Origin of the sequence: Streptococcus oralis (assembly GCF_026782285.1) — a bacterium.
Classification (GTDB): domain Bacteria; phylum Bacillota; class Bacilli; order Lactobacillales; family Streptococcaceae; genus Streptococcus; species Streptococcus oralis_CG.
On the sequence record NZ_JAKUWG010000003.1, the window covers coordinates 188,356 to 210,172 of the forward strand.

Below are 21,817 nucleotides of genomic sequence, written 5' to 3' on the forward strand. Positions count from 1 at the left end.
AACCTCCTAGATATTGTACATAGCATCAAAAATCGCTGCACTTTGAATATTGATTTTAACATTCAAGGTCTGACCGAAAGTTTCAAACTCATTACGAAGAGTGGTGAAATCTTGCTTTTCGTCACTAGAAACGACCGCCATCATGGTAAAATACTCATCCAGTACTGTTTGAGAAATATCGTCAATATTCAAACCCAACTCTGCAATCTTCGTAGACACGCTTGCAACAATACCTGCCTTGTCCTTGCCAACCACTGTAATAATAGCCTTCATCTTTAGACTCCCATTCTACGATTATTAGAAAACCTGAACGTTTTTGATTTTCTTTTTCCTTAGTATAGCATATTTCCGTAAAAAATACTAAAAAACGCCTGCTTACGAAGTTGTTCTTAAACAAAAAACAATTTCGTAAACAAGCGTCTACCCTATCAAATGATGATGAGTGTTCCCGCTAGGACCGAAGTCCCAGCGGTAGACCAGAGCTAGACTAAGAGCACAAGACTCCATCATCATAACACTCAACAAAATTGATGATTTTATACTAATTCGATGATCGCCATTGGCGCAGCATCACCACGACGTGGTTCAGTTTTAAGGATACGAGTGTATCCACCGTTACGTTCAGCATAACGAGGTGCGATTTCTGAGAATAATTTTTGAAGTGCTGTAGTAGAAGTGTACTTATCAGTTGCTTCATCATAGTTTTCAGATGCGATTTCATTACGTACAAAAGCAGCTGCTTGACGACGTGCATGCAAATCACCACGTTTACCTAGAGTAATCATTTTTTCAACAGTTTTACGGATTTCTTTAGCACGAGCTTCAGTTGTCACGATTGATTCGTTGATCAAAAGGTCAGTTGTCAAATCGCGAAGCATTGCTTTACGTTGTGAGCTAGTGCGTCCTAGTTTACGGTAAGCCATGTATTCCTCCTTTATTTATCTTTTAATCCAAGACCCAAGTCAATGAGTTTGAGTTTCACTTCTTCCAAACTCTTGCGTCCAAGATTTCGTACTTTCATCATCTCTGCTTCAGATTTTTCTGTCAAATCATGCACAGTGTTGATACCGGCACGTTTCAAACAGTTGTATGAACGCACAGACAAGTCCAGTTCCTCAATCGTACGATCCAAAATACGATCGTCAGATTCAGTATCAGCTTCTTTCATCACTTCAGTTGACTTAGCAATCTCAGTAAGATTTGTAAACAAATCAAGATGTTCTGTCAAGATTCGTGCTGAAAGCCCTAAAGCATCTTCTGGAATAATTGTTCCATTAGTCAAGATTTCAAGGGTTAATTTGTCAAATCCATCATTGCTACCTACACGAGCAGGCTCTACTTGATAGTTGACTTTTGTAACTGGTGTATAAATAGAATCTACAGCAAGTGTTCCAACTGGTGCATTATCTTTTTTGTTTTCATCAGCAGGTACATATCCACGACCACTGTTAACAGTCATTGTCGCTTTTAGAGAAGAACCTTCACCGATTGTAAAGAGATAATGATCTGGATTTACAATCTCAATATCACTGTCAGTCAAAATATCTCCAGCTGTAATTTCAGCAGGGCCTTCAACGTCAAGCTCAATGATTTTTTCGTCTTCAACGTATGATTTCACTGCAATCCCTTTAATGTTCAGAATGATTTGCATCACGTCTTCACGAACACCTGGAACTGTGTCGAACTCATGCAAGACACCTTCAATGTTGATAGATGTCACTGCTGCTCCTGGTAGAGAAGCTAGTAGTACACGACGAAGAGAGTTACCAAGAGTTGTACCGTAGCCACGTTCAAGTGGTTCGATTACAAACTTGCCATAATCTTTATTTTCATCAATTTTTGTTATATTTGGTTTTTCAAACTCGATCATTTAGTTACTCCCTCTTAAACGAAAAGCAGTGTAATGTAATGATTATACACGGCGACGTTTTGGAGGACGAGCACCATTGTGTGGCACTGGAGTCACATCACGAATTGCTGTTACTTCAAGACCAGCGGCAGCAAGCGCACGAATAGCTGACTCACGACCAGAACCTGGACCTTTTACAGTAACTTCAACTGATTTAAGACCGTGTTCTTGTGCAGATTTAGCAGCAGCTTCAGAAGCCATTTGAGCAGCGAATGGTGTAGATTTACGAGAACCTTTGAAACCAAGAGCACCTGCTGATGACCAAGCAATTGCATTACCATGCACATCAGTAATCATAACAATAGTGTTATTAAATGTAGCGTGAATATGAGCAATACCAGATTCGATATTCTTTTTCACACGACGTTTACGTGTTGGTTTAGCCAAGACTTTTACCTCCTATATTATTTTTTCTTACCAGCAATCGCAACAGCTTTACCTTTACGAGTGCGAGCGTTGTTTTTAGTGTTTTGTCCACGGACAGGAAGTCCACGACGGTGACGAATACCACGGTAAGAACCGATTTCCATCAAACGTTTGATGTTCAAGTTTACTTCACGACGAAGGTCACCTTCAACTTTGATTGCATCCACTTCACGACGGATAGCATCTTCTTGATCTGATGTAAGGTCACGTACACGAACATCTTCTGAGATTCCAGCAGCAGCCAAAATTTTCTTAGATGTTGCAGGTCCGATACCATAAACGTAAGTCAATGAGATTACTACGCGTTTGTCATTTGGAATGTCAACTCCAGCAATACGAGCCATGTTTTCTCCTTTCTATCTTATCCTTGACGTTGTTTGTGTTTTGGATTTGCTGGGCAAATTACCATAACACGACCATTACGACGAATTACTTTACAGTATTCGCAAATTGGTTTGACCGATGGTCTTACTTTCATTTCTTATCCCTCCAAGTTTTTCGATTATTTAAAGCGGTAAGTGATACGTCCACGTGTCAAGTCATATGGACTCATCTCGACAGTAACACGATCTCCCGCTAAAATACGAATATAGTTTTTACGAATTTTACCAGAAACTGTTGCTAAAATCTGATGTCCATTTTCAAGTTCAACCGTAAACATTGCGTTAGGCATTGTATCGACTACTTTGCCTTCAACTTCAATCACATCGTCTTTTGCCACGCAAAAGCACCTCCATAAATTTCGATTCGATGCCTCTAAACACAGAGACAACAATTATAAGTCAGACTATTTCAGTATAACATTTGTAGCGATTTTTTGCAAGTGTGAAAAACGCTTTATTTCAAATTTGTCAATACTTTTTCGATGTCTTTAAACACATCGTTGATATCTTGATTTCCTTCGATATCGTGGACCAAACCTTTGGCACGATAGTGAGCAATGATTGGTTCACCTTGTGCGATATTCACATCCAAACGACGTTTAACAGTCTCAGGTTTGTCATCTTCACGTTGGTAGTAATCTTCTTCTTTGTAGTCAACTGGTGGGTTGAAAACTTTGTGGAAGGTTTCGCCTGTTTCGCGGTGGATGATACGACCACTCAAACGTTCCAAGAGACAATCTGGATTCACTTCGATGTTAATCACACCTTCAAGTTCGATACCAAGTTCAGCCAATGTTTTGTCCAAAGCATGGGCTTGTTCAATTGTGCGTGGGTAACCATCCAACAAGAAGCCTGTTTCTTTGATATCATCCTGTGAAAGGCGTTCTTTAACAATTCCATTTGTAACTTCATCTGGAACCAACTCACCTTTGTCGATGTATGACTTTGCAAGCACACCCATTTCAGTTTGATTTGCCATAGCAGCACGGAACATATCCCCAGTTGAAATGTGTGCCACGTGGAATTGTTCCACAATTTTAGCTGCTTGCGTTCCCTTACCTGCTCCAGGTAAGCCCATAATCAAAAGATTCATGATTTGATCTCCTTATTTTGTATTTAAATAGAAGCAGAAATTTGTTTCAACCCCTATTTAAAAACAAAATAGAAGAGGGGAGACGAAAGTCTCTCTGATAGAAAGACCTTCATACTCCACTCTCTAAGCAAAAGTTATCTTGCTTTTATTCTGTTTTGTCCATGAAACCAACATACTTACGTTTCAATAGGTAACCTTCTAATTGTTTGATTCCTTCGATACCTGTCGAGATGATGATCAAAAGACTAGTTCCCCCAAAAGCAACCGCTTCTGAGAGCCCAAAGACATCTTTTGCTACAATCGGCAAAATTGAAATCACACCAAGGAAAAGGGAGCCGACGGTTGCAAGGCGACGAAGAAGTTTTGACATAAACTCTTCCGTTCCTTTACCTGGACGGACACCATGGATATAGGCTCCGCTCTTTTGCAAGTTTTCTGCTGCTTTCTCTGGATTGATCTGTACAAATGTATAGAAGAATGTAAAGAGAATAATCAGCAGTGCATACATGGCAACACCTGTTGGAGATGTTGTAGATAACATTTCCTGTGCTGTACGTACCCAAGCCCAATCATGACCTGTAGCGCTGACAAACTGAAGAATAGCCGCAGGTGCTGCTGTAATGGAACTTGCAAAGATAACTGGGATAACACCAGCAGGATTGACCTTCAAAGGAAGGTATGAACTGGATGGAGCACCTTGAGCAACTTTTGTATATTGGATCGGAATTTTATATTCTGCCTGTTGTACATATGTTGTAAAATAAACAATCAACAAAACAGCAATGATGAGAATAACGACAAAGATAATTGATGATGTCAACCGATCACTCGGGATATTGACAAAATAGTCCACGTAGATGCCATGAATCATCTCTGGAATTGAAGCCACAATCCCTGCAAAGATAATCATAGACACCCCATTACCATATCCCTTATCAGTGATTTGCTCTCCGAGCCAAGTAACGATCATAGTACCTGCAGTCAGGATAATACCAATCGTAACAAAGACTTGCGGGGTCAAATCTGTCGTTAATAATTTTGCACCAGATAGAGTATTAAAACCAGCAGTGATTCCGATTGATTGCACAAACGCAAGTACAAGCGCAATATAACGAGTCGCTTGGTTTATCTTTCTCCGTCCTACTTCCCCCTGCTTGCCCCACTCTACAAACTTTGGAACAATATCCATTTGCAGCAATTGAACAACGATGGAAGCTGTGATATACGGACTCACACCGAGTGCAAAAACCGAGAAGTTCTTCATGGCATTCCCTGAAACTAAACTAAGCATGTTCAAGAAGGATAATCCACTCAAAGCTTCCAGACTTTTTGCATTCACACCTGGTACAGTAATACTAGTCCCGATACGGAAGACAAGTATGATAAAAATCGTAAAGAGAATTTTTGATCGTACTTTCTTAACCTTGAGGGCCTCTTTTAATAATTTAAAAAACATAGGTCACCTCTCTAGATGACTTCTACTGAACCACCTTTAGCAGTGATAGCTTCTTCAGCTGTTTTTGAGAATTTAGCTGCTTTCACAGTCAACTTCTTAGTCAACTCACCGTTACCAAGAATTTTAACGCCTGATTTTTCAGCCTTTACAATTCCTGCTTCGATAAGAACAACTGGAGTAACTTCAGTACCATCTTCAAAAACGTTCAATTGATCAAGATTTACAATTGCGTATTCTTTAGCGTTGATGTTAGTGAATCCACGTTTTGGAAGACGACGGAACAATGGAGTTTGTCCACCTTCAAAACCAAGGCGAACTCCGCCACCGCTACGAGCTTTTTGACCTTTTTGACCGCGACCAGATGTTTTACCGTTACCTGATGAAGTACCACGACCAACACGGTTACGTACTTTACGAGAACCTTCTGCAGGTTTCAATTCATGAAGTTTCATTATTTTTTCTCCTCTTTTGTAAAATGCTAGCGCCGATAAGAGAGAAAAGGTTGTCTCCCTTATCAACTCGCCTATACATTCGTCATCTTAGATGACTATACTAGTTTTAGGGGATGAGTATTGCCACATCCCCTAAAAATTCATTAGTTTACTTCTTCAACTGTTACCAAGTGAGATACTGCAGTGATCATACCACGGATAGCAGCGTTGTCTTCTTTGATAACAGAGCTGTTCAATTTGCCAAGTCCAAGTGCTACAACAGTTTTACGTTGTGATGGAATGCGTCCGATTGGAGACTTAGTCAAAGTAATTTTAATTTGAGCCATTTTATCCCCTTTCTTATGCCAAATCAGAAACTGAAATACCACGAAGGGCAGCAACTTCTTCAGCGCGTTTCAATTGTTTCAAACCTTCAACAGTTGCACGAACAATGTTGATTGGAGTGTTAGAACCAAGTGATTTAGATGTAATATCTGCCACACCTGCCAATTCCACAACGGCACGAACTGCACCACCAGCGGCAACTCCAGAACCTTCTACAGCAGGTTTCAACAATACTTTAGCTCCACCAAATTCTGAAAGAACTTCGTGTGGGATTGTTGTTCCAACCATAGGAACTTCAATCAAGTTTTTCTTAGCATCTTCTACTGCTTTACGGATTGCTTCTGGAACTTCTTGAGCTTTACCAGTACCAAATCCTACGCGACCATTGTGGTCACCAACAACAACAAGAGCTGCGAAACGAAGACGACGTCCACCTTTAACAACTTTTGTAACACGGTTGACAGCAACTACGCGTTCTTCTAATTCAACTGCATTGTCTTTAAATGCCATTTTCTAGTGTCCTCCTATTAGAATTTCAATCCGTTTTCACGAGCTGCATCAGCCAAAGCTTTCACACGTCCGTGATATAGATATCCACCGCGGTCGAACACCACTTCTGAAATACCTTTAGCGTTTGCACGTTCTGCAACGAGTTTACCGACAGTAACGGCTTGTTCAGTTTTAGTTCCTTTTGAAACTTCTTTGTCAAGAGTTGAAGCACTTGCGAGCGTTACACCCGCTACGTCATCAATCACTTGAGCGTAGATGCCTGTATTAGAACGGAATACGTTCAAACGTGGGCGATCAGCAGTTCCAGAGAGTTTTCCGCGAACGCGACGATGGCGTTTTTGGCGGAGTTTGTTTTTATCTGGTTTAGAAATCACAGTTTTCACCTCTTTAGTTTTAAATCGTGTGCTATGCACAAAGTTGGAAAATAGGTCGGTGGTTGAAGATCAACCACTCAACATTATTTACCTGTTTTACCTTCTTTAAGACGAACGTATTCGCCAACGTAACGGATACCTTTACCTTTATATGGTTCTGGTGAGCGAAGGCTACGTACGTAAGCAGCTGTTTGACCAACTACTTCTTTTGAAATTCCGCTGATAACGATTGTTGTTGGGTTTGGAAGTTCAAAAGTAATTCCTTCTGGAGCTTCAACTTCGTCTGGATGAGATTTACCTACAGCCAAAACAAGTTTTTTTCCTTGAAGTTGTGCACGGTAACCAACCCCACGCATTTCAAGTTCTTTCTTGAATCCTTCTGATACACCAACAACCATGTTGTTCAAAAGCGCACGAGTAGTTCCGTGAATAGTTTTCATTTCTTTTGAATCGTTTGGACGGTGAAGAGTTACTTCAGTACCTTCCACACGAATTTCAATATCTTTTGAGAACTCACGAGTAAGTTCTCCTTTAGGTCCTTTTACAGTTACTACGTTGTCATTGTTAGTGAGTTCAACACCAGCAGGCAACACGATAACTTTATTACCAATACGTGACATGTTTATTTTCTCCTGTTAAATTGTCAGGCCGTGATGGCCAGTTTTCACGGGGGGCATTCGGATTAGAGCAAACCTAGTTTCTTTCGAAAGGCTTTGACAAACTCCTGATATTCTGTCAATACATCAATAGCCGCAGGACTATAACCAATTTCACATAAAAGAGATACAAGGTCATCTTTTGACAATTCAGCCAAAGCGTCTTCTGCAACAATAAGTTTTTCATTCAATTCAGTAGCTTTCATCTTTTTCTCCTAAACTAATTTACTCTCTATTTAGCTGATCAGTAAATCAGCTAAATTGAACACGAGCTATGGTCTGTGTGAAAAAGACAAATCTTCCTAGAGTGTTAACACTCTTTGTCAGATTTCCTATTTTCACATTGCCCATGACGCTCTTTGTATCTTGATTTTACCAAACGTAAGCGATAACTTCTCCACCAACGTTCTTTTGGCGTGCTTCTTTATCAGTAAGCAAACCTTCAGAAGTTGAAAGGATAGCAATTCCAAGTCCGTTAAGAACTTTTGGAAGATCTTCACGTTTTTTGTAGACACGAAGTCCTGGTTTAGAAACACGTTTCAAGTTAGTGATAACTTTTTCACCGTTTGGTCCGTATTTAAGGAATACACGGATGATTCCTTGTTTGTCATCTTCGATGATTTCAACGTTTTTTACAAAACCTTCGCGTTTAAGGATTTCAGCAATCCCTTTTTTGATGTTTGATGCAGGTACTTCAAGTACTTCGTGTTTTGCTTGGTTAGCGTTACGAATACGAGTTAGGAAGTCTGCGATTGGGTCAGTCATAACCATTTTATTGTTCTCCTCTTACTAGTAGTTTGCAAGTTGCACTTGCTAGTTAATACATGATACAAAGAGCGTAACAGCAAGAGCAAAAATAGGCAATTTGATGCAGGAGCGATGCTCCAAAGAAAATTGGTCTTTTTTGCCAAAGCTGTAGCTCGGGTTCAAATTGGCAAGCCCAACTGAACTCGGGCTAAACTCTGTGTGAAAAAGATAAACTTTCCTAGAAACTTCAGTTTCTTCGTCAAGTTTCCTATTTTCACTTGGAGTTTTGACGCCCTTGATATCTTAAATTACCAAGATGCTTTTGTTACACCAGGAATTTGTCCTTTGTAAGCTAATTCACGGAAGCAAACACGGCAAAGTTTAAATTTGCGGTAAACTGAATGTGGACGACCACATTTTTCACAACGAGTATAAGCTTGAGTAGAGAACTTCGCTGGACGTTTGTTCTTAGCAATCATTGATTTTTTAGCCATTAGATTTACCTCCTATATTATTTTGCAAAAGGCATTCCAAGGCCTGTAAGCAATGCACGTGACTCTTCGTCAGTGTTAGCAGTTGTTACGATAACGATGTCAAGACCACGAGTTTTGTCAACGTCATCAAAGTTAATTTCTGGGAAGATCAATTGTTCTTTCACACCAAGTGTGTAGTTCCCGCGTCCGTCAAATGATTTTGTTGGAACACCGTGGAAGTCGCGCACACGTGGAAGTGAAACTGAAACCAATTTATCCAAGAATTCGTACATACGTTCACCACGAAGGGTAACTTTTGCACCAATCGCAACACCTTCACGAAGACGGAAGCCGGCGATTGATTTTTTAGCTTTAGTGATAAGTGGTTTTTGACCTGAGATAAGTGCCAATTCTTCAGCAGCTTTTTCAAGACTTTTAGCGTTTGATACAGCTTCACCAACACCCATGTTCAAAACGATCTTATCTACTTTAGGCACAGCCATCACTGATGAGTAGTTGAATTGTTCTGTCAAAGCAGGAACTACTTCATTAAGATATTTTTCTTTTAAACGATTTGCCATTATACTTCTCCTTTCCTTCGTGATTAATCAAGCACTTCGCCTGATTTTTTGTTGTAGCGAACTTTCTTACCGTCTACAAATTTGTAACCAACACGACCAGCCACACCATTTTTGTCCAATACTTGAACGTTTGATACGTGGATAGCTGCTTCTTTCTCGATGATACCACCTTGAGGAAGATCGTTAGTTGGACGTTGGTGTTTCTTAACGATGTTTACACCTTCAACGATAACTTTGTTTACTTTTGGAAGGGCAGTAAGGACAACAGCTTCTGTTCCCTTATCTTTACCAGCGATTACGCGAACTTTGTCGCCTTTTTTTACAAACATTAGGTTTCTCCTTGATTTTTCTTACGCCCATAAGGGCACCCTGGAGTAAATCCAGGGGACTAGTTTGTTTGTTTTTACTCTGCGAAAATCAAAGCAATTCTTCGTCAGTTTCAACTCACCTAACTCAAGTTATGCTTTCGTTTCACTTCCTAGACTTGTTTTAATTTTCTTTGAGCAATCAATTAAAGTACTTCTGGAGCAAGTGACACGATCTTCATGAAGCCACCTTCACGCAATTCACGTGCAACTGGGCCAAAGATACGTGTTCCGCGAGGAGTTTTGTCTTCACGGATGATAACTGCTGCGTTTTCGTCAAACTTGATGTATGAACCATCAGCACGACGAGCACCTGATTTAGTACGAACGATAACAGCTTTTACAACGTCACCTTTTTTAACCGCACCACCAGGAGTAGCTTGTTTTACAGATGCCACAATGACATCACCGATGTTCGCAAATTTACGTTTAGAACCACCAAGAACTTTGATAGTCAAGATTTCACGTGCACCGCTGTTGTCTGCGACTTTCAAACGAGTTTCTGTTTGAATCATTTCAGTTTTCTCCTTTCAGGCTTGATTAGATGATGACCGCTTCTTCAACAACTTCTACAAGACGGAAACGTTTTGTAGCTGAAAGCGGACGAGTTTCCATGATACGTACGATATCGCCTTCTTTGGCAACATTGTTTTCATCATGTGCTTTGTATTTTTTAGAGTAGTTAATACGTTTACCATAGACTGGGTGGTTACGTTTTGTTTCAACTACAACTGTGATTGTCTTGTCCATTTTGTCAGATACAACACGTCCAACAAGAACTTTACGATTATTGCGTTCCATTGAAATTTCTCCTTCCCTAGTCTATTATTTCGCTTCAGATTGAACTGTTTTGATACGAGCGATTTGTTTTTTAACTTCTTTCAAGCGAGCTGTTTGTTCCAATTGACCAGTAGCAGCTTGGAAACGAAGTTCAAACAATTCTTTTTTCAATTCGTTTTCGCGCTTCGCGAGTTCTTCTTGAGAAAGACCACGAAGTTCTTTAACAAATTCTTTTACTTCATTAAGTTTCATGCCTTCTCCTTATTCTGCTTCACGTTTTACGAATTTACATTTAACTGGCAATTTGTGGCTAGCAAGACGAAGCGCTTCGCGAGCGATCTCTTCAGATACACCAGCAACTTCAAACATCACTTTACCACGTTTAACTGGTGCTACCCAACCTTCAGGTGCCCCTTTACCAGATCCCATACGCACACCGATAGCTTTAGCAGTGTATGATTTGTGTGGGAAGATTTTAATCCAAACTTTACCACCACGTTTCATGTAACGAGTCATGGCGATACGAGCAGCTTCGATTTGGCGGTTAGTGATCCAGTGGCTAGTTGTAGCTTGAAGACCGTATTCACCGAAAGCTACTTCTTTTCCACCTTTTGCTTCACCGCGCATTTTTCCACGGAATTCACGACGGTGTTTAACACGTTTAGGTACTAACATTGGTTATTTACCTCCTTTAGTGTTTTTACGAGCTGGAAGAACTTCACCACGGTAGATCCATACTTTAACACCAAGTTTACCGTATGTAGTATCTGCTTCTTCCCAAGCGTAATCGATATCTGCACGAAGTGTGTGAAGTGGAACAGTTCCTTCAGAGTATCCTTCAGCACGGGCGATATCTGCACCGTTCAAACGACCTGATACTTGAGTTTTGATTCCTTTAGCTCCAGCACGCATTGCACGTTGGATTGCTTGTTTTTGTGCACGACGGAAAGCGACACGTTGCTCCAATTGACGAGCAATTCCTTCACCTACAAGATGAGCATCCAAATCAGGTTGTTTGATTTCGATGATGTTGATGTGTACTTGTTTTCCAGTCAATTTGTTAAGTTTTGCACGGAGTGCATCAACGTTAGCACCACCTTTACCGATAACCATACCTGGTTTAGCAGTGTGAAGTGAAACGTTAACTTTGTTTACTGCGCGTTCGATTTCGATAGTTGAAACTGCTGCGTCAGCAAGTTCTTTTTGAACGAATTTACGGATTGCAAGATCTTCATGAAGGTAATCCGCGTATTCTTTTTCAGCATACCATTTGGCATCCCAATCACGGATGATGCCGACACGCATACCAATTGGATGTACTTTTTGACCCACGATTTTACCTCCTTATTTTTCTGCAACAGCTACAGTGATGTGAGCTGTACGTTTGTTGATTGGTGAAGCTGAACCTTTCGCACGTGGACGGAAACGTTTCATAGTTGGTCCTTCGTTTGCGAATGCTTCAGATACTACCAAGTTAGCTTTGTCCAAACCAAAGTTGTTTTCAGCGTTAGCTACAGCTGAATTCAAAACTTTCAAGATGATTTCAGCAGCTTTGTTTGGTGTGAATGTCAAGATTGCAATAGCATCGGCTACGCTTTTACCACGGATGTTGTCAAGAACAAGACGTGATTTACGAGGTGAAACACGTACTGTACGAGCCATTGCTTTAGCTGAAGTAATTTCTGCCATTTATGTTCTCCTTATTTTCTACGTGTTTTCTTGTCGTCTGCAGCGTGACCTTTGTAAGTACGAGTTGGTGCAAATTCACCAAGTTTGTGACCTACCATGTCTTCTTGGATGTAAACAGGTACGTGTTTACGTCCGTCATAAACTGCAATAGTGTAACCAATGAAACTTGGGAAGATCGTTGAACGACGTGACCAAGTTTTGATAACTTTTTTCTTTTCGTCATTAGCTTGAGCTTCAACTTTTTTCATCAAATGCTCATCGACGAAAGGTCCTTTTTTAAGACTGCGTCCCATTTTTATATTTTCTCCTTTAAATGTTGTACCACAGCGGCTTGCGCTCACATAGAGCGCTACCGAGCTGGCGGATTTCCTAGTTGCTAGGCGACTAGTTTACTATTATTTCTCGTTGCGACGACGAACGATAAGTTTGTCAGATTTCGCTTTCTTGTTACGAGTTTTAAGACCAAGAGCAGGTTTGCCCCATGGAGTAGATGGCGCTTTACGACCAACTGGTGCTTTACCTTCACCACCACCGTGTGGGTGATCGTTAGGGTTCATTACAGAACCACGAACTGTTGGGCGGATACCTTTCCAACGGCTACGTCCTGCTTTACCAAGATTTACAAGCCCATGTTGCTCGTTTCCGACAACACCAACTGTAGCACGACAAGTTCCAAGAATCATACGAACTTCGCCAGATTGAAGACGAACAAGAACGTATTTACCTTCTTGACCTAATACTTGAGCAGAAGCTCCAGCTGCACGGACCAATTCTCCACCACGATCTGGTTTCAACTCGATGTTGTGGATCAAAGTACCAACTGGGATGTTAGCAAGTGGAAGAGCGTTTCCGACTTTGATATCTGCTTCAGGACCTGAAACGATACGTTGACCAACTTCAAGACCTTTTGGAGCGATGATATATGCTTTCACACCGTCAGTGTAGTGTACAAGAGCGATGTTTGCAGAACGGTTTGGATCGTACTCGATTGTTTTAACAACTGCTTCAACGTTGTCTTTGTTACGCTTGAAGTCAACCAAACGGTAAAAACGTTTGTGTCCACCACCTTGGTGACGAACAGTGATACGACCGTTGTTGTTACGACCAGCCTTGTTCTTCAAAGCAACAAGCAATGATTTTTCAGGAGTGCTTGTTGTGATTTCAGCGAAATCCAAAGAAGTCATATTACGGCGACCGTTTGTTGTTGGTTTATAAACACGAATTCCCACGATATTTCCTCCTTAGATTATTCAGCTTCAGCAGCAAACAACTCGATTGCTTTTGAATCAGCTGTAAGTGTGATGATAGCTTTTTTAGTTTTGTTAGTAAAACCAGTGTAACGTCCAACACGTTTTGCTTTTGGTTTTACGTTGATTGTGTTAACATTTGCAACTTTAACACCTTCGAAAGCAGCTTCAACAGCTTGCTTGATCAAAAGTTTGTGTGCACGAGTGTCAACTTCAAATACATATTTCCCTGCTTCAAGTTGGGCCATTGAGCTTTCAGTGATGACAGGTTTTTTGATAACATCATACAAATTCATTATGCAAGAACCTCCTCGATTTTAGAGATAGCTGCTTGTGTGACAAGAAGTTTGTCGCTATTTGCGATGTCAAGAACACTTGCAGTTGTAGCAGTTGCAACTTTCACGTTTGGAAGGTTACGAGCTGAAAGAGCTGCGAATTCATTTCCTTCTTCAAGGATAACAAGAACTTTAGAATCGATGCTCAATGCTGCAAGAACTTTTGCAAATTCAGCAGTTTTTGGAGCTGTAAATGAAAGAGCGTCTACAGCTACGAATTTGTTTTCAGCAACTTTTTCAGAATAAACTGATTTAAGAGCTAGGCGACGAACTTTTTGTGGAAGTTTGTAGCCGTATGAACGTGGAGTTGGTCCGAAGACAACACCACCACCACGCCATTGTGGTGAGCGGATAGAACCTTGACGAGCACGTCCAGTTCCTTTTTGACGCCATGGTTTGCGTCCACCACCTGATACTGCAGAGCGGTTTTTAACAGCGTGTGTTCCTTGACGAAGGCTTGCGCGTTGACTGATGATCACATCAAACACAACTGATTCATTTGGTTCGATACCAAATACTGCATCGTTAAGAACAACTTGGCCAGCTTCTTTACCAGTTTGGTCAAATAATGTTACGTTTGCCATTGTGACTGATTTCCCCTTTCTTTATTATTTACCAGCTTTAACTGCTGATTTGATAGTGATAAGAGATTTCTTAGCACCTGGTACGTTACCTTTGATAAGGATAACGTTCTTTTCTGGAACAACTTGTACAACTTCAAGGTTTTGAATTGTTACGCGGTCGCCACCCATACGTCCTGCAAGGTTTTTACCTTTGAATACGCGGTTAGGTGCAACAGGTCCCATAGAACCTGGACGACGGTGGTAACGAGAACCGTGAGCCATTGGCCCACGTGATTGTCCGTGGCGTTTGATAACACCTTGGAAACCTTTACCTTTAGAAGTACCAGTTACGTCAACTACGTCTCCAGCTGCGAATGTTTCAACTGTGATTTCAGCACCAACTTCCAAGCCTTCAACGTTTTTGAATTCACGAATGAAGCGCTTAGGAGCCGTGTTAGCTTTCGCTACATGTCCTTTAGCAGGTTTGTTGCTCAATACTTCACGTTTGTCATCGAAACCAACTTGGATAGCGTTGTATCCGTCTGTTTCTACAGTTTTAACTTGAAGAACAACGTTTGGAGTTGCTTCAATAACTGTTACAGGGATCAATTCGCCAGCTTCAGTGAAGATTTGAGTCATTCCCACTTTTTTCCCTAAGATTCCTTTTGTCATGAGAAAATAGTTCCTTTTCTATATTTTTTATTCAAAAAGTTTTTAACGAGCGTTTTTTATGCTCAAGTCTAAGATACAAAGGGCGTCAAACTCAAAGTGAAAATAGGAAACTGACGCAGTGTCTAACAGACACTAGGAAGTTTATCTTTTTCACACCGAGTTTAGCCCGTGTTCAATTAAATTGAAACACCAGCCTCTGCTCTTTTATATTTTAGATTAAAGTTTGATTTCTACGTTTACACCACTTGGAAGATCCAATTTCATCAAAGCATCAACTGTTTTTTGGGTTGGGTTAACGATATCGATCAAACGTTTGTGTGTACGCATTTCAAATTGTTCGCGAGAGTCTTTGTATTTGTGAGTCGCACGAATGATTGTGTAGAGGCTACGCTCAGTTGGAAGTGGGATTGGACCCGCAACTTGTGCACCTGTACGAGTAGCTGATTCTACGATTTTTGCAGCCGCTGTATCAAGCGTACGGTGTTCGTAAGCTTTCAAACGGATACGGATTTTTTTGTTTGCCATCTTTTTCTCCTTTTCGTCTATTTAAGATAATAGGCTAGCTCCACAAGAAAACCGACGCGCGTTGCGTGGCAATGCAACCGAGCGTGTCGCAACCTCTTGCATCACAGCTAAAGCTGTAATTTACAGCACCATAATAGAATAACACAAAGCCCCTGCGATTGCAAGGGATTTGTGAGCTTTTTTTCGTTTTTTTAGGATGAAACTGTTTTCTCTTTTCATCTTCCTATGATTACTGATTTTACAACTATAAAAATATATCTTTTCTCCTATATAATATGTGTCATCTTGACATTGAATTTATCTTCTGATTGATCCACTAAAATGTCCGCTTTAGACTCGTTTTCTCTATAGTATCGCTGATACTGCTCCCGTCTCATCTGATGGCTAGCTAATACAAAAGATGCATCGCTATTTCTCATAGTCGTATCTCGAGCTAAGCGCCTCTTTAACTCTGTTTCTTCATCTGTGTAGAAACAGATGGTTTTGTCAAAGAGTTCCTTGGGTAGAAAACCCACAGACATCCCTTCAACAATCAAAATCGGTTTTGCTCCAGACAAGACCTCGCTAGCCTTCCAAGGTTCCTCAATTGTCAAGATATCCATACCCGCCTGCAAGGCTAGAATATCTCTCTGCAAACTTGCCAGTTCATGCGCCACTGGCAGACAAGCTGTCACCTTTTGATCTGGCGCTTGCTTTGGTACTACCAGGTGACGTTCTGAAGTGATATAGGGGTCTGTTTCTAGTAAATTTACTGTAGTAGAATCTAAAGCTTGGTACAATTCCTGTGCAAAGGTTGATTTACCTGAAGCCCCATGACCGTAGATCCCTAGCGTCCTAATTCTTCCCGTTTCGATCTCTGAAACCAGTTGTTCTATCAGGTCATTTTTCTTCATTCTCTCTTCACCTGTTCATAGCTTTCTTTTCCGTCATTAAGCTTGTCCCAAATCACTATTTGACCTTGTTTGAGAGATTTTTGCACATCGATAATTCGTTGATTGGACGAACCTCGAAACTGGAGCATGAGATTTCGCTTGCTTTTATCATACCGTCCATCGACAAGGATGTCAATCAGCGACAAGAGTTCCAATTTGTCTGGAGTCTCCAGCATCATTTCTTCCCAAGTGTAGCCCGTCCAGGACCAGATGTCTTTGTCTGGCAATTCCTTTCGAATACGCTTAACGAGAGGTAGGAGGATACCTGTATTGAGAAAAGGCTCTCCTCCTAGCAAGGTCAAACCTTGAACATAAGGCTGGGCAAGATCTGTCATAATCTGTTCTTCCAACTCTGGTGTATAAGGAATCCCTGCATTGAAAGACCAAGTCGCAACATTATAGCATCCCTCACAGTGGAACATACAGCCTGCGACATAGAGAGAGTTGCGCACACCTTCTCCATCGACAAAGTTAAAAGCCTTGTAATCAATGATTCGCCCTTTACTAAGCTCCTCACTTTTCCATTCACCTGGTTTTGGTGTATTCCATGTCATGCTGTCTACTCCAAGTCTATCCAATAGCGCTCCGTTCCATTTCGAACATCCTCCAACTCCCCACCATTAGCTAAGATAACAGCTCGGCTTGCTGGATTTTCTGTGCTACAAGTCACTAAAGCTCGTTTAATATTCTTTCCCTTAGCAACTTGTAGACCTTGTCGGAGGGATTCTTTCGCATAACCCTTACCTCTTTCAGATGGACGAATGGAGTAGCCAATATGGCCCCCATTTTCTAGTAAGTAGTCATTTAATCGGAGACGAAGGTTGAGAAAGCCAAGAGCCTGGCCTGCTACGTCAAAACTAACCAGCTGGATAGCAGGAACCCAGTTTTCAGGAATATTGAGTCCCGCTTCCGCTTGAAGATTTTCTTCTAGCCACTCTTCGTAAACAAAATTGTTGGCGTTCCAAAACCCACCATCGTGGGCTGATTGGGTCTGTTCAAACTCTGCCATCATCTCTAAAACTGTTTCTTTATCTGCCAATGTTGGTCTGCGTAGTATCATTTTTACCTCCAATTAAGAGAAAAGCGAGAGGCAACTCTCACTTTTATTTTTTCTTGTTCTTGTTTAAAAACTGTTCTCTGAGGTTGAGCAAGCGTTCTTTTTTACCTATTCCACTTTTCGAGTGTTTCTCGTGATAACGGGTCACTTGTGCGCGTCCCTTATCGTCTAATTGGTATTTCCCCATTGCGTTTCCTTCTAATTTGTTACTTCATGTCCAGCTGTTTTGATAGTAGAGCCATTCATGTGTTTGACACGCGCAGCGATTTCCTTGTGACGTCCATTGACCATCGGACGCGCTTGCGGATTTCCCAGATAACCACACGTACGTTTGACCACGTCTACTGTTTTAGGGTCGCTATTGCCACAGTTTGGACAAGCAAAGCCTCGCTCAGTTGGTTCAAAATCCCCTTCAAAGTCACACTTGTAGCAACGATCAATCGGGGTATTGGTTCCTAGATAGCCAACTCGGTCATAGGCATAGTCCCAAACAGCTTCCAGGGCTTTTGGATTTTGTTGAAGAACCGGATACTCACAATAATGAATGAAACCACCTGACGCACCTGCTTCTGGATAAACTTTCTCAAAGTCTAATTTTTCAAACGGTGTTGGATTTTTACGGACGTCATAGTGGAACGAGTTGGTGTAGTATTCCTTATCTGTGATGTCAGGAATAGAACCAAACTTCTCTGTATCCAAGCGACAAAAGCGGTCTGTCAGACTTTCAGACGGTGTGGAGTAGATAGAGAAATGGTAACCATATTGGTCAGACCACTCTTCCACACGACGTTTCATATCGCGAATAATATCCAGTGTGAATTCCTTGGCTTCAGGATTGCTTTCCCAGCTGTTTCCAAAGAAGACTGTAGCCACTTCGTACAAACCAATGTAGCCCAGCGAAACTGTCGCACGGCGATTCTTAAAGAGTTGATCTACACTTTCTTCTTTTCCGAGACGGCGACCGAAGGCTCCATACTGATAAAGGATCGGAGCATTTGCGGGTGTTGCTTCCTTGGTCCGTTCAACGCGATAAACCAGAGCATCTTCTGCGATGTTCATTCGTTCGTTAAAAATTTCCCAGAACTTGTTCATGTCGCCTTCGGATTCGAGGGCGATACGAGGCAGATTGACTGTCACAACACCTAGATTCATCCGACCCGAATTGACCTCTACACCATTCTCATCCTTCCATCCTTGAAGGAAAGAGCGGCAACCCATAGGCACCTTGAAAGAACCTGTCAGCTCGATAATCTTATCGTAGGACAAGACATCTGGGTACATCCGCTTGGTTGCACACTCGAGAGCCAACTGTTTGATGTCATAGTTCGGAGTCCCTTCTTCCAAGTTAAGGCCTCTTTTCAGCGTAAAGATGAGTTTAGGAAAGATAGCTGTACGGTGTTCTGAACCAAGCCCCTTGATCCGAATAGTCAAGATAGCCTTTTGAATTTCACGCTCAAAACGACTGGTTCCTAGACCAAAACCTAGTGAAGTAAAAGGTGTTTGCCCATTTGAAGTGAAGAGGGTGTTGATTTCATACTCGAGAGATTGCATGGCATCGTAGATATCTTTCTGCGTTTTCTTCCATGCGTAATCTTCCCGTTTCTCAGGCAAGACCCACTCTTCCGCATCCTTGAGGTGTTTTTGGTAATTCTTCTCCGCATAAGGAGCCAAGACCTCATCGATACGGTCAGCTGAGCAGCCTCCGTACTGGCTAGAAGCAACGTTGGCGATGATTTGTGAAATTTGAGCTGTCGCAGTCTGGATAGACTTAGGACTCTCTACCTCAGCATTTCCAATCTTAAAACCATTTTCCAGCATGCCTTTAAAATCAATCAAACAGCAGTTGGTCATCGGAGTGTAGGGGCTGTAGTCCAAGTCATGATAGTGGATATCCCCCTTTTGGTGAGCATTGGCTACGTGCTTAGGAAGCATTTGCAGCCCGATTGATTTCCCAACAATCCCTGCTGTCAAATCACGCTGGGTGTTAAAGACATCACTGTCTTTATTGGCGTTTTCATTGACAACTGCCTGATCTTTATTGAGAAGTTTATGAATGCTAAAGTTGATATCTGTCGCTTTTGAGCGCTCAAAATCCCTTTGTGTCCGATAAGTGATATACTCCTCAGCTAGCGCATATTCTTTGGCTTCAAGGAGTTCATGCTCTACGATATTTTGAATCTCGTAAATCTTGACACCTTGAGGGAAACGACTGTGAATTTCCGCAACAATACGCTCAAGCAGTCCATTTAGACGTTTTTCGACCAAGGGTGTCACATCCATGACTTTGTCGGCCGCCTTGTGGAGAGCTTTGTCAATCTTGTCTACATCAAACACTACACGTCTACCATCTCGTTTTTCAACGAACAAAGTGGGAACGGTTGCAAGGTTTTCTTCTAATACAATCATATCCATGCTCTTTTCTATTTTTCTTCTTAAATGATATTATACCACTCTAAAAAGAAAAATCAATATCTTGTGTTAAAAATTCTAAAATTTTTAAAAATACACAAGATATTGATTTGTTATTTAGATTTATAAAGCTTGAATTCCTTACTATCCGTCTGAACAAGCTCGTATTTTTCACTAAGTAGGCTCTCTACATCCGACCACAAGGCAACCTTTTGATTGACCAAAATCATCTTCGGTTGATTTTCTTTCAAGTCATTGACTAGTTTCGTTTTATTCTCGTCGCTTGCAGTATAGAGTGTTGGTGTTACTAGAGAGCTTGGTGTCAAGCGTTCACTTGCGCGGTAGAAATCTGGCCGATTATCCCAAGCATAGACACGATCCTCAGAACTCGTTTGCTGTTTGACCAAGCTAGCAAGCTGCTCGCGTTCCTGATAAGTACTTGGATGCGAAATATAGCGACTCAAAACAGGTAGGAAAAGTAAATAGACTATCGCAACTAATGGTAGATAGAAATTTCCCTTGAGGTAGCGACCAAAGAGTGATGAAGAGCGGACTCTTCGTCTACTACGACTGATACGATCAGGGCTTCCTTCTTTGATGTTGGTTAACGATAACAATGTCAGAAAGGGCAAAATCGCTGCCAAACGTGAGCCATGCAAAGGTTCTTTTGAAAGAATTAATAAAGAAAGAGTTACTAATAATCCTAAAATAGCGCCTATTGAGACAGCAGATTGTTTGGCTGGTTTAGATTGAAACAATCCTGAAAAGATCAATGTCAGAATCCCAACACCGATGGATAGCAAACCATAGAAAGCAGCATTCTCCATAAGATTGGCATTTGAAAATAGACTAAGCGTATCTATTGGATACAAAGTATGGCTAATCGCATCACCAAAAGTTCCTGTTAAGACTGTATAATAGCCAATTGGATAAAAAATGATAGAAAATCCTAGAGCTGATGCGAAAAATTGATACAAACCATGAGAAAATTTACGCTTGGCAATATTAAATCCAAACAAACTCAAGGCAAGTGTGGCTGCAAACAAAGCTGTGGGAATAGGTGATAGGAAGAAAGCTAATGCTAAACTCATCCCAACTCGCAAGAAACCTTTATCGTTACTTGGATCATCCAGATAGTTAGCCACTAGGCTAAAACTATAAAATAGAAAAGGCAAGGCCACAGCCACTGCATAGCTACCACCAAATCCCAGACTGCCTACAAGCAAATAGAAAACCAACAAAAGCTGTCTAGCCTGCTCTCCCTGACCTGTCAAGGTATCTGCGGATTTAAATAGAAAAACTCCGGCTCCGAACAAGGCCAACCACTCCACCAAAGCAAAAAGAATACTCCCTTGAGAGAGATAGATTAGTACGTAATAAAGCAGTCCATTTGAACCATAATAATCCGTGTAAATCTGCCCACTCTGATGTAGCGCCCAACCAGTATAAAGATCTTGCATCTGTTGGGGGCTCACCAAACCAAAGATCAGAGGCAACATTACAGAAACAGCTGTAGCAGCCAGACTCCAAATTGCCACACTAAAAAACGGAAGTGGAGTTCGTTTCTTCTTACCTCGCTCCAGCCCAAATTCAGACTCTTGATCCAGCCGTTCCCGATACTGGTATCGAAATTCTTCTAGCTGTTCGTCTTTTTCCTCGTATACGTTCATTCAATTTCTCCTCTAAGTTTATCTGTTTTAGTATATCAAAATCTTACAGGAATGTCAGCTAAGGATTGATATTTCCTTAACTTCTTATCTAGCTCAGCATAGCGTTCAATCTCTCGAAAACGGTGTAAACTGCTTGTTTGAAACTCTAGGATAAAATCATGTTCTTCTTGATTTAGCATTTTCATCCTC

Annotated in this window: 38 protein-coding genes; all 38 read right to left on the reverse strand. The window is 41.2% G+C overall.

Annotated elements, in window-relative coordinates; all coding sequences use genetic code 11:
• Positions 1-6: 6 nt before the first annotated feature.
• The gene (locus MK403_RS03200; RefSeq protein ID WP_125415450.1) at positions 7-273 is read right to left on the reverse strand and encodes an ACT domain-containing protein; all 267 of its coding nucleotides are present in this window, start codon (positions 271-273) and stop codon (positions 7-9) included.
• A 263-nt stretch (positions 274-536) separates the two neighbouring features.
• Positions 537-923 carry a 50S ribosomal protein L17 gene (rplQ, locus tag MK403_RS03205; protein WP_000331493.1) on the reverse strand — a complete coding sequence of 129 codons (387 nt, stop codon included), beginning with the start codon at positions 921-923 and terminating at the stop codon, positions 537-539.
• An 11-nt stretch (positions 924-934) separates the two neighbouring features.
• Positions 935-1,870 (reverse strand): DNA-directed RNA polymerase subunit alpha, encoded by a 936-nt coding sequence (locus tag MK403_RS03210; protein WP_000568993.1) that lies wholly within the window; start codon positions 1,868-1,870, stop codon positions 935-937.
• A 42-nt stretch (positions 1,871-1,912) separates the two neighbouring features.
• The gene (gene rpsK, locus MK403_RS03215; RefSeq protein WP_001118385.1) at positions 1,913-2,296 is read right to left on the reverse strand and encodes a 30S ribosomal protein S11; all 384 of its coding nucleotides are present in this window, start codon (positions 2,294-2,296) and stop codon (positions 1,913-1,915) included.
• A 17-nt stretch (positions 2,297-2,313) separates the two neighbouring features.
• Positions 2,314-2,679: a 30S ribosomal protein S13 gene (gene rpsM / locus MK403_RS03220; protein WP_268708941.1), complete on the reverse strand. Its 366-nt coding sequence runs from the start codon at positions 2,677-2,679 to the stop codon at positions 2,314-2,316.
• 17 nt (positions 2,680-2,696) lie between these two features.
• The gene (rpmJ, locus tag MK403_RS03225) at positions 2,697-2,813 is read right to left on the reverse strand and encodes a 50S ribosomal protein L36 (RefSeq protein ID WP_001808836.1); all 117 of its coding nucleotides are present in this window, start codon (positions 2,811-2,813) and stop codon (positions 2,697-2,699) included.
• Between the two features lie 24 nt (positions 2,814-2,837).
• On the reverse strand, positions 2,838-3,056 hold the full coding sequence (gene infA / locus MK403_RS03230) for a translation initiation factor IF-1 (protein ID WP_001029883.1): 219 nt from the start codon (positions 3,054-3,056) through the stop codon (positions 2,838-2,840).
• 116 nt (positions 3,057-3,172) lie between these two features.
• On the reverse strand, positions 3,173-3,811 hold the full coding sequence (locus MK403_RS03235) for an adenylate kinase (protein WP_001050433.1): 639 nt from the start codon (positions 3,809-3,811) through the stop codon (positions 3,173-3,175).
• Positions 3,812-3,956: 145 nt separating this feature from the next.
• Positions 3,957-5,267, reverse strand: coding sequence for a preprotein translocase subunit SecY (gene secY, locus MK403_RS03240; protein WP_038805841.1), 1,311 nt, complete (start codon positions 5,265-5,267; stop codon positions 3,957-3,959).
• An 11-nt stretch (positions 5,268-5,278) separates the two neighbouring features.
• The gene (gene rplO / locus MK403_RS03245; RefSeq protein ID WP_000766092.1) at positions 5,279-5,719 is read right to left on the reverse strand and encodes a 50S ribosomal protein L15; all 441 of its coding nucleotides are present in this window, start codon (positions 5,717-5,719) and stop codon (positions 5,279-5,281) included.
• Positions 5,720-5,862: 143 nt separating this feature from the next.
• Complete coding sequence (gene rpmD / locus MK403_RS03250) at positions 5,863-6,045, reverse strand: 50S ribosomal protein L30 (protein WP_000057241.1); 183 nt, start codon at positions 6,043-6,045, stop codon at positions 5,863-5,865.
• A 13-nt stretch (positions 6,046-6,058) separates the two neighbouring features.
• Entirely contained in the window at positions 6,059-6,553 is a 495-nt protein-coding gene (rpsE, locus tag MK403_RS03255; protein WP_000874204.1) for a 30S ribosomal protein S5, read from the reverse strand.
• A gap of 17 nt (positions 6,554-6,570) precedes the next feature.
• On the reverse strand, positions 6,571-6,927 hold the full coding sequence (gene rplR / locus MK403_RS03260; RefSeq protein WP_004244055.1) for a 50S ribosomal protein L18: 357 nt from the start codon (positions 6,925-6,927) through the stop codon (positions 6,571-6,573).
• A gap of 83 nt (positions 6,928-7,010) precedes the next feature.
• Positions 7,011-7,547, reverse strand: a complete 537-nt coding sequence (gene rplF / locus MK403_RS03265) for a 50S ribosomal protein L6 (RefSeq protein WP_000086638.1) — start codon at positions 7,545-7,547, stop codon at positions 7,011-7,013.
• 62 nt (positions 7,548-7,609) lie between these two features.
• Positions 7,610-7,789 carry a hypothetical protein gene (locus MK403_RS03270; RefSeq protein ID WP_000648250.1) on the reverse strand — a complete coding sequence of 60 codons (180 nt, stop codon included), beginning with the start codon at positions 7,787-7,789 and terminating at the stop codon, positions 7,610-7,612.
• Between the two features lie 166 nt (positions 7,790-7,955).
• Positions 7,956-8,354, reverse strand: coding sequence for a 30S ribosomal protein S8 (gene rpsH / locus MK403_RS03275; protein WP_000245504.1), 399 nt, complete (start codon positions 8,352-8,354; stop codon positions 7,956-7,958).
• A gap of 284 nt (positions 8,355-8,638) precedes the next feature.
• Entirely contained in the window at positions 8,639-8,824 is a 186-nt protein-coding gene (locus MK403_RS03280; RefSeq protein WP_001085697.1) for a type Z 30S ribosomal protein S14, read from the reverse strand.
• 17 nt (positions 8,825-8,841) lie between these two features.
• A complete protein-coding gene (rplE, locus tag MK403_RS03285; RefSeq protein WP_000013542.1) occupies positions 8,842-9,384 on the reverse strand; it encodes a 50S ribosomal protein L5 in 543 nt (180 codons plus the stop codon).
• Between the two features lie 23 nt (positions 9,385-9,407).
• On the reverse strand, positions 9,408-9,713 hold the full coding sequence (rplX, locus tag MK403_RS03290; RefSeq protein WP_000497690.1) for a 50S ribosomal protein L24: 306 nt from the start codon (positions 9,711-9,713) through the stop codon (positions 9,408-9,410).
• 182 nt (positions 9,714-9,895) lie between these two features.
• Positions 9,896-10,264: a 50S ribosomal protein L14 gene (gene rplN / locus MK403_RS03295; protein WP_000616548.1), complete on the reverse strand. Its 369-nt coding sequence runs from the start codon at positions 10,262-10,264 to the stop codon at positions 9,896-9,898.
• Between the two features lie 25 nt (positions 10,265-10,289).
• Positions 10,290-10,550: a 30S ribosomal protein S17 gene (gene rpsQ / locus MK403_RS03300; RefSeq protein ID WP_000440801.1), complete on the reverse strand. Its 261-nt coding sequence runs from the start codon at positions 10,548-10,550 to the stop codon at positions 10,290-10,292.
• Between the two features lie 24 nt (positions 10,551-10,574).
• On the reverse strand, positions 10,575-10,781 hold the full coding sequence (gene rpmC / locus MK403_RS03305) for a 50S ribosomal protein L29 (protein ID WP_000772918.1): 207 nt from the start codon (positions 10,779-10,781) through the stop codon (positions 10,575-10,577).
• Between the two features lie 9 nt (positions 10,782-10,790).
• Positions 10,791-11,204, reverse strand: a complete 414-nt coding sequence (gene rplP, locus MK403_RS03310; protein ID WP_000960948.1) for a 50S ribosomal protein L16 — start codon at positions 11,202-11,204, stop codon at positions 10,791-10,793.
• Positions 11,205-11,207: 3 nt separating this feature from the next.
• Positions 11,208-11,861, reverse strand: a complete 654-nt coding sequence (rpsC, locus tag MK403_RS03315) for a 30S ribosomal protein S3 (RefSeq protein WP_000529936.1) — start codon at positions 11,859-11,861, stop codon at positions 11,208-11,210.
• Positions 11,862-11,873: 12 nt separating this feature from the next.
• The gene (gene rplV, locus MK403_RS03320; protein ID WP_000818137.1) at positions 11,874-12,218 is read right to left on the reverse strand and encodes a 50S ribosomal protein L22; all 345 of its coding nucleotides are present in this window, start codon (positions 12,216-12,218) and stop codon (positions 11,874-11,876) included.
• Between the two features lie 11 nt (positions 12,219-12,229).
• The gene (gene rpsS / locus MK403_RS03325; protein ID WP_000533766.1) at positions 12,230-12,511 is read right to left on the reverse strand and encodes a 30S ribosomal protein S19; all 282 of its coding nucleotides are present in this window, start codon (positions 12,509-12,511) and stop codon (positions 12,230-12,232) included.
• A gap of 102 nt (positions 12,512-12,613) precedes the next feature.
• Positions 12,614-13,447, reverse strand: coding sequence for a 50S ribosomal protein L2 (rplB, locus tag MK403_RS03330; RefSeq protein WP_268708942.1), 834 nt, complete (start codon positions 13,445-13,447; stop codon positions 12,614-12,616).
• A gap of 17 nt (positions 13,448-13,464) precedes the next feature.
• Positions 13,465-13,761 (reverse strand): 50S ribosomal protein L23, encoded by a 297-nt coding sequence (locus tag MK403_RS03335; protein WP_001055347.1) that lies wholly within the window; start codon positions 13,759-13,761, stop codon positions 13,465-13,467.
• Positions 13,761-14,384 (reverse strand): 50S ribosomal protein L4, encoded by a 624-nt coding sequence (gene rplD / locus MK403_RS03340; protein WP_000024537.1) that lies wholly within the window; start codon positions 14,382-14,384, stop codon positions 13,761-13,763. Before rplD ends, MK403_RS03335 begins: the two co-directional genes overlap by 1 nt.
• Before the next feature lie 24 nt (positions 14,385-14,408).
• Positions 14,409-15,035 (reverse strand): 50S ribosomal protein L3, encoded by a 627-nt coding sequence (gene rplC, locus MK403_RS03345; protein WP_000160197.1) that lies wholly within the window; start codon positions 15,033-15,035, stop codon positions 14,409-14,411.
• Between the two features lie 216 nt (positions 15,036-15,251).
• Positions 15,252-15,560, reverse strand: coding sequence for a 30S ribosomal protein S10 (gene rpsJ, locus MK403_RS03350; protein ID WP_001284513.1), 309 nt, complete (start codon positions 15,558-15,560; stop codon positions 15,252-15,254).
• Between the two features lie 266 nt (positions 15,561-15,826).
• On the reverse strand, positions 15,827-16,453 hold the full coding sequence (locus tag MK403_RS03355; RefSeq protein WP_038804635.1) for a uridine kinase family protein: 627 nt from the start codon (positions 16,451-16,453) through the stop codon (positions 15,827-15,829).
• On the reverse strand, positions 16,450-17,046 hold the full coding sequence (gene nrdG / locus MK403_RS03360) for an anaerobic ribonucleoside-triphosphate reductase activating protein (protein WP_038804636.1): 597 nt from the start codon (positions 17,044-17,046) through the stop codon (positions 16,450-16,452). Before nrdG ends, MK403_RS03355 begins: the two co-directional genes overlap by 4 nt.
• Before the next feature lie 5 nt (positions 17,047-17,051).
• Positions 17,052-17,552 (reverse strand): GNAT family N-acetyltransferase, encoded by a 501-nt coding sequence (locus MK403_RS03365; RefSeq protein ID WP_038804637.1) that lies wholly within the window; start codon positions 17,550-17,552, stop codon positions 17,052-17,054.
• A gap of 43 nt (positions 17,553-17,595) precedes the next feature.
• Positions 17,596-17,736, reverse strand: a complete 141-nt coding sequence (locus tag MK403_RS03370) for a hypothetical protein (RefSeq protein WP_268708943.1) — start codon at positions 17,734-17,736, stop codon at positions 17,596-17,598.
• An 11-nt stretch (positions 17,737-17,747) separates the two neighbouring features.
• On the reverse strand, positions 17,748-19,955 hold the full coding sequence (gene nrdD, locus MK403_RS03375; protein WP_038804802.1) for an anaerobic ribonucleoside-triphosphate reductase: 2,208 nt from the start codon (positions 19,953-19,955) through the stop codon (positions 17,748-17,750).
• A gap of 116 nt (positions 19,956-20,071) precedes the next feature.
• Positions 20,072-21,628: a damage-inducible protein CinA gene (locus tag MK403_RS03380; protein ID WP_268708944.1), complete on the reverse strand. Its 1,557-nt coding sequence runs from the start codon at positions 21,626-21,628 to the stop codon at positions 20,072-20,074.
• A gap of 35 nt (positions 21,629-21,663) precedes the next feature.
• On the reverse strand, positions 21,664-21,807 hold the full coding sequence (locus MK403_RS03385) for a hypothetical protein (RefSeq protein WP_000934021.1): 144 nt from the start codon (positions 21,805-21,807) through the stop codon (positions 21,664-21,666).
• Positions 21,808-21,817 lie beyond the last annotated feature (10 nt).